Below are 13,889 nucleotides of genomic sequence, written 5' to 3' on the forward strand. Positions count from 1 at the left end.
TCACCCAGCAAATACGTATGAAAACACCCCACAAATACCGACCACTTTCACGTCAAAAAATATCTTGAACACTATCTTCGGAATATTGCAGAAGACGTGTTATACTGCGTATGAAAGCGGTATCAAAATGGAGGAGGCGACCGGGATGAAAGAAACACAATCACCGTGGCTCTATCTGTTCAACCGTGGTGAAGAGTATCAAGCTTATCGGCGCTTCGGGGCACATGAGATCGCTCCGGGGCGATGGCAAATTTTGGTGTGGGCACCGCATGCGCAAGCGGTGGCCGTCGTCGGGGATTTTTCACAATGGGAAGCGGTGCCGCTAAAGGCGATCGCAGCCACTGGTTGTTGGCAAGGCGACTTTGCGGCAACAGCAGGGCAGCTTTACAAGCTGCAGATCACGACCCCAACTGGTGCGGTGGTTGAAAAAATCGATCCTTTTGCATTTGCCTTTGAGCCCAAACCAGGCACCGCGGCGAAATTATGGGACTTGCCGCAACATGACTGGCAAGATGCCCCTTGGCAAGCGCAAATGCAAGCAGAACCGGTATATTCGCGGCCGTTAAATATTTATGAGCTGCATTTGGGATCATTTAAGCGCAACCCAGATGGGAGTTACTTAAGTTATCGCCAGATGATCCCGCAAATATTGCCTTACGTGAAGCAAATGGGTTACACGCATATCGAATTGATGCCGTTGATGGAACATTTGCTTGATGCCTCTTGGGGCTATCAGTTAATGGGCTATTTTGCAGCGACCAGCCGCTTTGGTCCGCCGGAAGATTTCTTAGCCTTCGTGGATGCCGCGCACCGTTTAGGGCTCGGGGTGATCATGGACTGGGTGCCGGGGCATTTTATTCGCAATACTGATACTTTGGCACAATTTGACGGGACGGCCACATTTGAATATCAAGATCCGCATCGCGCCGACAATGTGCGGTGGGGCACTTGGAATTTCGATCTCGGCAAGACACAAGTCCAAAGTTTCTTGATCTCCAGTGCCATGTATTGGTTGGATTATTGTCACCTCGACGGCCTGCGGGTGGATGCGGTGTCGAATATGTTATATATGGATTACGACGCCGGCAAAGAAAACGACCGCAACCAAGACGGCGGCCGCGACAACTTGGAAGGGCTCGCTTTCTTGAAGAAGTTGAATACGGCTGTATTTGCGGCTCATCCAGAAGCGTTGATGATCGCCGAAGAATCATCCGCTTATCCGCAAGTGTCAGCGCCGATCGACACTGGCGGTTTAGGGTTCAACTACAAATGGAACATGGGCTGGATGAATGATACGTTGAAGTATTTTGCAATGGATCCATATGCGCGGCGCGAACATTTGGACTTATTGACTTTTTCTTGGGTCTATATGTATGACGAACAATTTATCTTACCGTTTTCACATGATGAAGTGGTGCATGGCAAAAAATCGTTGATGCACAAAATGACCGGGGATCGCTACAATCAATTTGCAAATTTACGCGTGATGTTTGTGTGGCTGATGACCCATCCGGGCAAGAAACTATTATTTATGGGCGGCGAATGGGGCCAATTTCTGGAGTGGCGTGATTACACCCAATTAGAATGGGTCGATTTAGAAGATCCGATGAATGCCGGCATGCAAACTTTTACGCGCACCTTGAATAAGCTGTATGCCAAGACGCCTAGTTTGTGGACGCAAGATCATGATCCGGCCGGCATGCAAGTCACCTTGGGCAGCGGACCGGAGCAATTGAGTTATATTCGCTGGGGGCAAGCTGAAGCGGATTGTACGATCGTGGTTTTGAATCTGATGCCGCTGGAAGTCCAACACTTCCGCGTGCCAGTACCCGCTGCTGGGGTGTATACGATCGTCTTGAATACGGAAAGTCAGCATTTCGGTGGGACTTGGCGGCGCTTGCAGCGCACCTTAAAAACAACAGGGGTGCCGGCTGCTGGCCAACCCGACAGCGTGGAAGTCGTGCTGCCGGCCATGGGCGCTTTGTTGATCGAACCGAAGCTAAGGAGGTAGCAGATGAGCACTGAGATGTTAGGAATGATCCTCGCCGGCGGTCAAGGCACACGGTTGGGGAAATTGACGAAAAACACCGCAAAGCCGTCCGTGCCATTCGGCGGACGCTATCGCATCATTGATTTTACCTTGAGTAATTTGTCGAATTCAGGTGTTAACACCGTGGGCGTGATCACCCAATATCAGCCTTTAGAGCTGAATCGCCACGTGCAAAATGGGGCCAGCTGGGGGTTGAACGAGCGCGGCGCCGGGGTGACGATCTTACAGCCGTATGCGTCCAGTGAAGGCGAGAAGTTTTTTGAAGGCACGGCGCATGCGATTTATCAAAACATGGCTTATATCGATTCATATAATCCGCAATATGTCTTGATCTTATCTGGTGACCATATCTACAAAATGGACTATGAGCGGATGTTAGCGTTCCACAAAGCCAAAAAAGCCACGTTGACCGTTGCCGTGATGCCGGTATCAATGGAAGAGGCGACCCGTTTTGGGATCATGAACACGGATGATACTGACCGCATCATCGCCTTTGAAGAAAAACCGGAAAAGCCCAAATCGGATCTGGCGTCAATGGGGATCTATATCTTTGATTGGGCACCATTAAAGAAATACCTCTCAGATTCTTACGCCACTGATGGCAAAATGGAAGACTTCGGCAAAGACGTGATCCCAGCTTATTTAGCGCATAATGAACCGACCTTTGCTTATGCCTTCCATGGCTATTGGAAAGACGTCGGGACGATCCAGTCGCTGTGGGAAGCCAACATGGAGTTTTTGTCACCGAACAATCCATTGAATATCACCAATCGCAACTGGCGGATCTATTCGCAAACAGAAGCCTTACCGCCGATGTTTTTCACGCAAACGGCGAAGGTCCACCGCTCAATGGTCACTGATGGGTCATATGTTGCCGGGACAGTCGAGCATAGTATTCTCAGTCAAAACGTCAAGATCGGCGCCGGCAGTATCGTCAAGGATTCAATGATCATGCCGAATGCGGTGATCGGCAGAAATGTCACCATCGACCATGCGATCATCGGCGAAGATGCCGTGGTCGGCGATAATGGCGAAGTGATCGGCACCCCAGAAGACATTGCCGTAGTGGGTTATGGCGAGGTCGTTGGGCGAAAGGAGAAAGCATGAGACAAGGAGAAATGGCGGCTGTCATTGATTTGAATGAAGATGTGCATACCTTATTGCCTTTGACAGAACACCGCCCGATCGGCACACTGCCTTTTGCCGGGCGCTATCGCTTGTTAGATTTTCCGCTTTCGGCGATCACCGCGGCTGACATCCATTCCGTTGGTTTGTTCATGCCAGAATCGGAGCGCAGTGTCCAAGATCATATTCGCAGCGGTGCCGCTTGGAATTTGGATCTGATCCAAGGCGGGGTGTTCTTGTTCCCGTATGTGGCAACGCGGGATTACAATGATCAAACTTTACGCGATCGCTATTATGAAAATTACACGCAGTTTTTGCGCGGATCTGGCTCGAAATACACGGTGGTCATGGGCGCTAAAAATGTCGCGAATGTGAATTTGACGGTGATCTTGGATTATCACAAAGCCAGCGACTTGCGCATCACCACGGTTTATAAACAATTGACCCCAGAGCGGATCCAGCCTGATGATTGGACGTTGAGTCTGTCGGAACAAGGCACGGCTAATTCTGTGATCCAGGCCAAGGAGCGTTCTGGAGATCCAGAAGGGGCGGCGATCCCTAGTTTCATGGACATGTATGTCTTGGCCACGAGTGATTTGATCGAGCTGCTTGAAGATGCCGCGATGCATCAAGTCTTCCGCCGCCTGCCAGAGTTATTGCGCGATTATGTCTTGGCCAATAACGCCAATGCCTTTGAATACACCGGGTATTTGGCCCGGATCGATTCGATCCCGCGGTATTATTTGGCCAATATGGAAATGCTTGATGATGCCAGCTTCCAGTCCCTGCTGTTGTCGAATGTGCCGATCTTGACCAAGAGCAAAAATGAAGTCCCGAGTTTCTTTGCTAAAGATGCGACGGTCTTAAATTCGCTGTTAGGCACTGGCACTTATATAGAAGGCACCGTGCAAGATTCGGTGATCTTCCGCAATGTTGTGGTGCATCGGGATGCCACTGTCGAGCATAGTGTGATCATGCAAGGCGCGAAGATCTCCACTGGCTCGACGGTGCAATATGCCATCTTGGATAAAGGCGTCGTGATCGGCCCAAACCTGAATATTGTGGGGACGCCAGAAAAGCCGATCGTGTTGCGTAAGAATCAAACCATTTTCCGGGAAAGTGAGTTGGAGGTTGACGCCGATGCTTAAAGTGTTATTTGCCGCCGCAGAAGGGGCCCCATTTTATAAAACCGGGGGCCTCGGGGATGTGGCTTATGCCTTGCCCAAGGCATTGCGGCAAGCAGGGGTGGATATTCGGGTCGTATTGCCATTTTATCCGCGGCTGTTTCCGCAACAATATCGAGATGCGTTGAAACCTAAAGCGCGTTTTTCGGTCAAAGTCGGCCAACAAGAGCAATATGTTGGGGTTTTGACGATGACGTTAGGCGACGTGCCTTATTACTTTATTGACAACGAAGCGTTTTTTGCCCGGGAACAGCCTTATGGCTATTGGGATGATGGAGGACGCTTCGGCTTTTTCCAAATGGCGATCATCGAAATGCTGCAAGTGATCGATTTCATCCCGGATATCTTACACGTCAATGATTGGCATACGGCGTTCATTCCGGTGCTGCTCAAAGATAAATATCAGTGGATCGAGCCTTATCGGCAGATCAAGACGCAATTGACGATCCACAATTTGCAGTTTCAAGGTTGGTTTCCGCCGTCGGTATTAGATGATGTGTTTGGGATCGGGCGCCAATATTTTCACGATGACGGTTTTGCCCAAGAAGGGTCGGTGAATTATCTCAAAGGCGGGATCAACTTCGCCGATTTGATCACGACTGTCAGTCCCAGTTATGCCGGCGAGATCCAGACGCCGGAATTTGGCGAACATCTGGATGGCACCTTGCGCAAGCAAAATTGGAAGCTGCGCGGCATCTTAAATGGGATCGATACTGCCTTGTATGATCCGCAAACGGATGCGCAATTGTATGCCAATTACAGTGCTGCTGACTTAAGCGGCAAAGCCCAAGACAAGCGGGCCATTCAGCGCGAACTGGGGTTGCCGGAAGCTGATGTGTCGCTGTTTGGGGTGGTGTCGCGGCTCACGCGGCAAAAAGGGATGGATCTGTTGGCGTCGGCGTTGGATCAGCTTTTGCCGGATACTGATCTGCAAGTGGTGTTATTAGGGACCGGCGATGCGGATCTAGAAGCCCAATTTGACGCGCTGCATGTGCATTATGCCGGCAAGATCGCAGCGGTGATCGGATTTGATACGGCTTTGGCGCAGCGTATTTATGCCGGCGCCGACTATTTCGTGATGCCGTCTGCCTTTGAGCCCAGCGGTTTGGCCCAAATGATGGCCATGCGGTATGGCACTTTGCCTGTCGTGCATGAAACTGGGGGCTTGCGTGATTCCGTTTTGCCATACGATGCGACCAATGGCAGCGGTGACGGCTTTACCTTCTGGGAATTTTCCCAAGATGTCTTAGCGGCGACCATCCAGCGTGCGGCCTTGATCTATCAAGCAGAGCCAGCAGTTTATGCGCAATTACAACAACATGCCATGGCCAAGGACTTCGATTGGGTCCATGCGGCCCAAGATTACCTCAGCGGGTATCAAGGCCTGCTGGGCTAGGCATGCCAGATGAAAGGACACTTTGAGCTTGCAGTTAGGCATTTGGTGAGCTCATAGGAGGGATCGTATGACACTAAGCAAGAAACGATTTATGGCGGATTATCAAGCCGAGGCACTGCATTTATTTGCCGACAAATTAGAACACTTATCGACGCTGCAGCAATACCAAGCATTGGCATTTTTGATTAAGGGGTATTATTCCACTAATTGGGCCCAAACCAAGGCGACTTATGATCGGCAGCAACAAAAACAACTGTATTATTTCTCCATTGAATTCATGCCAGGGCGCTTATTAGGGTCGAATTTACTGAACCTCGGCATCAAAGATACCGTCGAAGCCGGGTTGAGTGAGCTGGGGTTGGATCCGGAAACCGTTTATGCTGCGGAAGTCGATCCAGGCTTAGGCAATGGCGGCCTTGGCCGGCTGGCCAGTGCCTTTTTGGATGCGATGGCCAGTGTGGGCATGGCAGGCAATGGCAATGGGATCCGGTATCAATATGGCTTGTTTCAACAGCGTTTTGTCGACGGCTACCAAGTGGAACTGCCTGATGATTGGCTGCGCAATCCGTATGCATGGGAAACACGCAAAGAAAATCGCGCGGTGATCGTCCGCTTTGGCGGGACTGTCAACTTGATGTCGCGGCCTGATGGCAGTCTTGAAGCCGTTTATCACGATACCGATGATGTCTTGGCGGTCCCATATGACACGGCGATGGTCGGCTACCACAATCAAGTGGTCAACACCATGCGCTTGTGGAGTGCTGAGCCGGTGCCTGGTGGCGCACACAGCTTAGAGGAAAAAGCGCGGGTGAATGCGATCACGCAGATCTTATATCCAGATGATTCCGATACGGCTGGCCGGGAATTACGGTTGCGCCAAGAGTATTTTTTCACCTCTGCCGGGGTCCAAAGTATCATCACGCATTTTCGCCGCTATCATCACGATCTGCGGTTATTGCCGCAATTTGTGGCGATCCATATCAATGATACGCATCCGGCAATGGCGGTGTTGGAGTTGATGCGCGTCTTGTTGGATGATGCGGGGATGGATTGGGATACCGCTTGGCAGATCACCGTCAAAACGTTGAGCTACACGAATCATACGTTGATGGCTGAAGCTTTGGAGACGTGGCCGCAAAGCATGTTTTCCCAGCTGTTGCCGCGGCTGGCGCAAATCGCCGGCGAAGTTGATCGCCGTTTTCGTGCTGCTTATACCCGCCGATTTGGCGAATTGCTGGTGGATCGCTGTGCGCCGATCGCCGATGGCCAGCTGCGCATGGCGTATTTAGCCGTGATCGGCAGCCATGCAGTTAATGGCGTCGCCAAGCTGCATTCAAAGCTGCTTCAACAAAGTTTGTTAAAAGACTTGTATATGATCTTCCCGGAACGCTTCAATAACAAGACCAACGGCATTACCCCGAGACGCTGGGTCCAAATCGCCAATCCTGATTTAAGTGCTTTGATCGACACTACGATCGGGACGAATTGGCGCCGCGATCCCAGAGAGTTGGTGCCGTTAGTGGCGCAGTTAGAAGATCCCCAGTTCTTGACGCAACTGCAAGCCGCTAAGCGGGTCAACAAACAACGGCTGGCCGCCTTGGTGCACACTGAGTTGGGCTTGGAGATGCCATTGGATGCGATCTACGATGTTCAAATCAAGCGCCTGCACGCTTATAAACGCCAACTTTTGCATGTGTTTGGCATCTTAGAAGCTTACTTGGCGATTAAAAATGGCGAAAGCCGCCCGCCGCGCATGCATATTTTCGGGGCTAAAGCGGCGCCGAGTTATCGATATGCCAAGGCGGTGATCCGCTTGATCAATGGCGTTGCCGAGTTGATCAACCATGATCCGGAAATGGCTGGCAAGCTGCAAGTCGTTTTCATTCCGAATTACGGCGTCAGCTTGGCCGAACAGATCATCCCGGCTGCCGATATTTCTGAACAGATCTCTTTGGCCGGCACCGAAGCGTCAGGCACCAGTAATATGAAGCTGATGAGTAATGGCGCGCTGACGCTGGCGACGTTAGATGGGGCCAACATCGAGATCCAAGAAGCCGCCGGCGCAGATGCCATGGTCACTTTTGGGTTAACGACCAGCGAAGTGGCCCAACTGCAAGCCAGCCATGCTTATTCGGCTAAGGCCTTGTATGCGGCCAACCCGACGCTGCACCGGATCGTGGATATGCTCACCGATGGGAGTATCCCGGGCATCGCCAGTGAAGGACGCGAGATCGCGTCGGAATTGCTTGAATATAACGACACGTATCTGGTGCTGGCAGACTTTGCCAGCTACATTGCGGCCAGCAAGCGCCTGGACGCGTTATGGCAAAAACCGCAACAATGGGCGCAAGCAGCGCTGAAAAACATTGCCGCTTCAGGCCAGTTTTCCGCCGACTTTACGGTGCAGCGCTATGGGCGCGATGTGTGGGATGTGCTGCCGACCACTGGGATCTAACCAAAGGAGGTGGCAGCATGCCTTATGATTCATTTCTTGACCGCACGCCCAAAGGCCCCGTGGTGGTCAATACGCCAGTCACTTGGCGGCTAACAGCGCCAGAAGCACGCGTGGTCACCTTGTTATTGTCCGCCCCTGATCAAAGCATGCACGCGGTGGTCATGACGGCTTCGGCCAATGGGTGGACGGCGACTTTTGAGCCGCCGCAAGTAGGTGCTTGGTATTATGCCTTTCGGTTGGAAACAGATACTGGCCAAATGACGCTGGCCGCAGTGGCCGGCGGCTTTGGCGGTCGGGCCCAGCGCTATCATGATCCCAATACCGCGCCTTGGTATCAATTAAGTGTCGTCGCGAAGTTGGAAACGGTGCCGACTTGGTATCAAGATGCCAGGATCTATCATATTTTTGTGGATCGGTTCAATAATGGCAATGCTGATGGTCATGTGAATGCGCCTAAACCCAACAGCTTCTTGTATGGACAGCTCAGCGATCAGCCGTATTATGTTAAAGATGCCGCCGGGGAAGTGGTGCGTTGGGATTTTTACGGAGGCAACTTGCAAGGGATCATTGCCAAGCTAGATTGGCTCTTACAGCAAGGGTTTACGGCGTTGTATCTCAGCCCGATCTTTGAGGCGCGCAGTAATCATCGTTATGATACCGGCGATTATCTAAAAATCGACCCTATGTTAGGGACTTTGGCTGACTTTCAGGCGTTAGTGTCTGGTTTGCATGAGCGCGGGATGCATTTGATCTTAGATGGGGTGTTTAATCATGTCGGGCGCGATTCGCGCTATTTCAACGCGTTGGGGACTTATGCGGAGGTCGGCGCCGCGCAAAGCCAAGACAGTCCTTATGCGGATTGGTTCGCGTTCAAACATTTTCCAGATGATTACGACAGTTGGTGGGGTGTCAAAGACCTCCCGGCGATCCGCAAAGCATCGCAAAGCTTTCACGATTTCATTGCTGGCGGCCCAGATTCAGTGATCGGCTATTGGACGGCATTAGGCGTTGACGGGTGGCGTTTGGATGTGGTCGATGAGCTGGACATTGCCTTTGTCGATCAGATCCGCGCATTGCTGGCGACGTATCCCGACCGGGTTTTGATCGGTGAAGTTTGGGAAGACGCCTCGCATAAAGTCGCATACGGCAAGCGGCGGCCGTATTTTGACGGCGCCCAGCTGCAAGCGGTGATGAATTATCCCCAGCGCCAATTGCTTTTGGATTATGTCCAAGGGCAGCTGACGCCGGCGCAGCTAGGGCGGCGGCTGCTGACGCTGCAAGAAAATTACCCGCCGCAAGTCTTTGCCTATAATTTCACCAGCCTTTCCACCCATGACACTGCACGCGTGTTGACCGTGTTAGACCATGACTTGGCCAAGTTAAAACAAGCCTTGATGTTGTGGGCAGTGTTGCCAGGGAATTTGGTACAGTTTTATGGGGATGAAGCCGGACTTGACGGCGGCCCTGATCCGCAAAATCGCAAATATTATCCTTGGGAGCACGTTGATGCAGCCGTTTCAGCGTTATATCAGCAGCTTGGTCAATGGCGCCAGCTGCCGGCCTTGGCTGGGGCGGTAGGGTTTGCGCCGTTTTGGGATGGTGATTTATTTGGGGTGGTGCGCTTTACCCAAGCACAAGTCGTGGTGGCGGTGTTTAATGCAGGCGAGCAGGCGGCAACGTTAGATCCGGCTTCCGCAGACCTGCGCTATGTGCCGGCTTGGCTGCATAGTGCCGTGCGCCCATTAACGGTGGCGGCGCATGATTGTACGCTGGCGGTGCGCTGAGCCGTGCATGATGGCCAAAACAAAAACGTTCTGGTTGACGATTCAGATGAATCGCGGCACCAGGACGTTTTTTGGTGGGCGTCGGTAAAGCTACTGAGGGGCGTGTTCGCTGCGATACTGCGCCATTTTAGCTTGGAACGTTTTTTCGGTCATCCCGTAAGCGGTGTAGGTGATCGCATTAGCACCAGCGGCAATGGTGGCTTGGATCTGGTCGTCAGTTTTACCGCCAGACGCAATGATCGCAAAATCGGCTGGCACCTGTGTGCGTGCCCAGCTGACTAGTGCTGGCGTCTCTTTGCCGCCGGCGATGTTCAACGCATTGACCCCGGCGTTGACATAGGCGTGCAGGTCGGCTGAGCGGTTGACGACGGTATAAAAAATCGGCACATCGACGACTTGGCGGACACTTTTGAGCGTCTCCAGTCCAGTGGGCGCGTTCAAGACGACGGCTTGGGCGCCGTTTTCTTCGGCAAACCGGGCCACGGTAGCGGCCCGCAGGCCCTTAGTCAAGCCGCCGCCGACACCGGCTAAGATCGGCACGTTGGCCACTTTGCTGATCGCATCAAGAATGCGGGTGTTCGGCGTCCATGGGTATACGGCTAAAATCGCATCGGCATCGCAATTGGCGATCAGCGCGACGTCGGTGGAGTAAACGATCGTCTTGATCCGCTTGCCAAACAAGCGAATGCCAGAAGCATGCCGGATCACATCAGGGGATTCGACAATACTGGTGCGCAAGGCTGACGTCAGGTTGGGAATATTAGATTTGTTTGGCATAATAACCCTCCTTATCAAGTTGACCATAGCACCGTTAACTGGGGAAATGTAGTCTGTTATTCCAGAAAATGCAAAAATGGACCCAAAAGCGCTATTGTCTGGCTGGCTTGCGTTTACAAATCGCGTCGATTCGGGTATCATGGTCAGGTATGCAATAAGAAAATGACTATGTCGGAGGTACAGCATGGCTGCAAAATGGGAAAAGCAAGGCGCAAATGACGGCGCATTGACTTTTGAAATCGCACAAGACAAGATCAAAGAAGGGTTGGACGTTGCGTTCAACCGCGTGAAGAAGAACCTCAACGTTCCTGGTTTCCGTAAGGGTCACGTGTCCCGGACCGTGTTCAACCGGATGTACGGTGAAGCGGCATTATATGAAGATGCCTTGAACGTCTTATTACCAGACGCTTATCAAGCTGCCGTTGACGAAACCGGGATCGACCCAGTGGACCAACCTAAGATCGACGTTGAAAAAATGGATGAAGGCGAAGCTTGGGTCATCAAAGCGACAGTAACCGTTAAGCCAGAAGTTAAGCTTGGCGAATACAAGAACTTAGAAGTCGACAAGCAAGAACGGACGGTCAGCGATGCTGACGTCGCTGAAGAACTGCAAAAGCGGCGCGAAGGCCAAGCTGAACTGGTCCTTAAAGAAGACGCAGCTGCTGAAAAAGGCGACACCGTCACGATCGACTATGCCGGTACCGTTGATGGCGTGGCATTTGATGGCGGCACCGCCAAGAATTACAGCCTTGAATTAGGTTCTGGTTCCTTCATTCCTGGTTTTGAAGATCAATTGGTTGGCCACAAGGCTGGCGAAGAAGTCACCGTCAAGGTCACCTTCCCAGAAGACTACCAAGCTGAAGACCTCAAAGGTAAAGACGCAGAATTCAAGACGATCATTCACGAAGTCAAGACCAAGGAATTACCTGACTTGGATGATGATTTTGCCAAAGATCTTGATGAAGACGTGGATACCTTAGACGAGCTGAAGGCTAAGATCAAAGAAGAACTTGAAGGCAAAAAAGCCGAAGCAGCTGACAACGCAGTGCAAGAACAAGCCATTGGCAAAGCCGTCGAAAATGCGACTATTGCGGAGATCCCTCAAGCAATGATCGATACCGAAGTGCAAAACCAAATGGATCAGTTCATGGGCAACATGCAGCAACAAGGTATCAACCCAGATATGTACTATCAACTGACCGGTACCAAAGAAGCCGATTTGAAGAAGCAATTCGCTGCTGACGCTGAAACTCGCGTAAAGACGAACTTAGTCCTTGAAGCCGTCGTAGCTGCTGAAAAGATCGTCCCAACTGAAAAAGAGATCGAAGCTGAAGTCAAAGACTTAGCCGGCGAATACAACATGGAAGAAAAGGCAGTACGTCAAGCCTTGACTGACGACATGTTGAAGCATGATATTGGCGTGAAGTCTGCGATCCGTGTGATCACAGAATCCGCTAAAGAAGTTTGATCGCATAACAGATCAACGCTGAACAAGCAAAAATAGGTGTGGTAGTATGTCAGCTTTGGCATGCTGCGGCACCTTTTTTGGTGAAAGGAGACGTTTATGGAAATCGTGATCAAAGCCACGACGGAATTAACGACCACTGAGTTATTGACAGTGTTAGCTGCTCGCGTGCGGGTCTTTGTCGTTGAGCAACAATGTGCCTATCAAGAAGTCGATGCCAGCGACTTTGCTGCGCAACATGTGATGTTGATGCAAGCGGGGCAATTGGTCGCGTATGCACGGATCATTCCTCATGCAGATGGGCAGCATATCAGTTTTGGCCGGGTGTTGGTAGTGAAAGAATACCGCGGTCGGCATTATGGCCGGCAACTTGTCGCGGCGGTATTGGCGGAAATTCACCGCACCCATCCGCAAGCGGCCATCAAGATCCAGGCGCAAAATTATTTGCGGGATTTTTATGCCAGTTTCGGATTCCAACCAGTATCGGCGGTGTATCTTGATGATGGGATCCCGCATATTGATATGCTTTTGCCTGCTTAAAAACTTGCTTATCCTCGCGTCTTCGTGTAGCTTATTTAATGTAAGTGATGCTTGGAGAGAAGGGATAACATGGCAATTTTGATCGGCTTGATTATTGGGTTTGGGATCCCGGTGCAAACCGCGATCAACTCTCGTTTGCGCGATGCTGTAGGGTCGCCGTTTTGGTCGTCATTGATCTCGTTTGCGATCGGCACGATCGGCTTGGCGATCGCCACTGCCTTAAGCGGTGCGGCGTTATTCCCATCCGCGGCAGTCATTGCGACTCAGCCTTGGTGGTTATGGCTGGGCGGCGTGTTTGGGGTCGTGTATCTGACCAGCAATATCTTGTTGTTTCCTAAGCTTGGCAGTGTGCAAACCGTGATCTTTCCGGTGACTGGACAGATCTTGATGGGGTTGCTGATCGATAATGGCGGTTGGTTTGCGGCACCGGTGCAACCCTTGACGCTGATGCGCGGGATCGGCGCCTTGTTGGTGGTCGGCGGCGTGTTGATCACGGTGGCGTTGCCTGGGATCTTGGCACGGGAGCACGATTTTGGCGGCGGGTCTGAGTTAGTGCCGCATGGTGCTGATTTATGGTTATGGCGTTTGTTAGGGGTGGTCGCGGGGATGTTGTCTGCCAGCCAAACCGCCGTCAATGGCCATCTCGGCGTGGTTTTACAGTCGACGGCGCAAAGTGCCTTGATTTCATTTGCGATTGGCACTGTGGTGTTGGTGGTGATCGTGGCGCTGTTGCACCCGCATTTCACCTATGCACAAACGCGGTCGACGCACCGCTGGTGGATGTGGCTGGGCGGCTTGCTGGGGGCCACTTTTGTTTTGGGCAATGCTTACTTGGCCCCTACGATCGGCACTGGCTTAGCTGTGGTGATCGTGCTTGTGGGGTTGATGGTCGGCAGTTTGGCGATCGATCAATTCGGTTGGCTTGCGGCGCCGCGCAGTCCAGTTTCGCGGATCCAATTATTGGGATTGTTCGTGATGATCTTAGGCGTCGTGGCGATCAGATTATTATAAATTAGTTAGCGGCTAGTCAACATTGACTAGCCGTTTATTGTATTTATATGGCAGAATATAGAAAATTAATAGTGAAAATATTCTAATTTTGTAATAAACTTA

At 51.7% G+C, this 13,889-nt stretch carries 10 protein-coding genes; 9 read left to right on the forward strand and 1 reads right to left on the reverse strand.

Annotated features, from left to right (window positions below; translation table 11 throughout):
- Window positions 1–145 precede the first annotated feature (145 nt).
- From glgB to EKM91_RS00680, 6 genes are all read left to right on the forward strand, one after another.
- Window positions 146–2,011, forward strand: a complete 1,866-nt coding sequence (gene glgB, locus EKM91_RS00655; protein ID WP_125748131.1) for a 1,4-alpha-glucan branching protein GlgB — start codon at window positions 146–148, stop codon at window positions 2,009–2,011.
- Between the two features lie 3 nt (window positions 2,012–2,014).
- Entirely contained in the window at window positions 2,015–3,157 is a 1,143-nt protein-coding gene (locus tag EKM91_RS00660; RefSeq protein ID WP_125748134.1) for a glucose-1-phosphate adenylyltransferase, read from the forward strand.
- Complete coding sequence (glgD, locus tag EKM91_RS00665) at window positions 3,154–4,323, forward strand: glucose-1-phosphate adenylyltransferase subunit GlgD (RefSeq protein ID WP_125748136.1); 1,170 nt, start codon at window positions 3,154–3,156, stop codon at window positions 4,321–4,323. Before EKM91_RS00660 ends, glgD begins: the two co-directional genes overlap by 4 nt.
- The gene (glgA, locus tag EKM91_RS00670; RefSeq protein ID WP_125748139.1) at window positions 4,316–5,755 is read left to right on the forward strand and encodes a glycogen synthase GlgA; all 1,440 of its coding nucleotides are present in this window, start codon (window positions 4,316–4,318) and stop codon (window positions 5,753–5,755) included. The genes glgD and glgA overlap by 8 nt, the downstream gene beginning before the upstream one ends.
- 67 nt (window positions 5,756–5,822) lie before the next feature.
- Window positions 5,823–8,210, forward strand: a complete 2,388-nt coding sequence (locus EKM91_RS00675; protein ID WP_125748142.1) for a glycogen/starch/alpha-glucan phosphorylase — start codon at window positions 5,823–5,825, stop codon at window positions 8,208–8,210.
- Between the two features lie 17 nt (window positions 8,211–8,227).
- Window positions 8,228–9,994, forward strand: coding sequence for an alpha-amylase family glycosyl hydrolase (locus EKM91_RS00680; RefSeq protein WP_125748145.1), 1,767 nt, complete (start codon window positions 8,228–8,230; stop codon window positions 9,992–9,994).
- Window positions 9,995–10,084: 90 nt separating this feature from the next.
- On the opposite strand, the gene EKM91_RS00685 is transcribed toward EKM91_RS00680, so the two are convergent.
- Complete coding sequence (locus EKM91_RS00685; RefSeq protein WP_125748148.1) at window positions 10,085–10,771, reverse strand: beta/alpha barrel domain-containing protein; 687 nt, start codon at window positions 10,769–10,771, stop codon at window positions 10,085–10,087.
- 184 nt (window positions 10,772–10,955) lie between these two features.
- Here EKM91_RS00685 and tig point away from each other — a divergent pair, with 184 nt between their 5' ends.
- From tig to EKM91_RS00700, 3 genes are all read left to right on the forward strand, one after another.
- Entirely contained in the window at window positions 10,956–12,239 is a 1,284-nt protein-coding gene (tig, locus tag EKM91_RS00690) for a trigger factor (RefSeq protein ID WP_125748152.1), read from the forward strand.
- Between the two features lie 96 nt (window positions 12,240–12,335).
- Window positions 12,336–12,776, forward strand: coding sequence for a GNAT family N-acetyltransferase (locus EKM91_RS00695; protein ID WP_125748155.1), 441 nt, complete (start codon window positions 12,336–12,338; stop codon window positions 12,774–12,776).
- A 69-nt stretch (window positions 12,777–12,845) separates the two neighbouring features.
- Complete coding sequence (locus EKM91_RS00700; RefSeq protein WP_125748158.1) at window positions 12,846–13,787, forward strand: DMT family transporter; 942 nt, start codon at window positions 12,846–12,848, stop codon at window positions 13,785–13,787.
- Window positions 13,788–13,889 lie beyond the last annotated feature (102 nt).

The sequence above is a fragment of the Lacticaseibacillus baoqingensis genome, from assembly GCF_003946165.1.
Lineage (GTDB): Bacteria > Bacillota > Bacilli > Lactobacillales > Lactobacillaceae > Lacticaseibacillus > Lacticaseibacillus baoqingensis.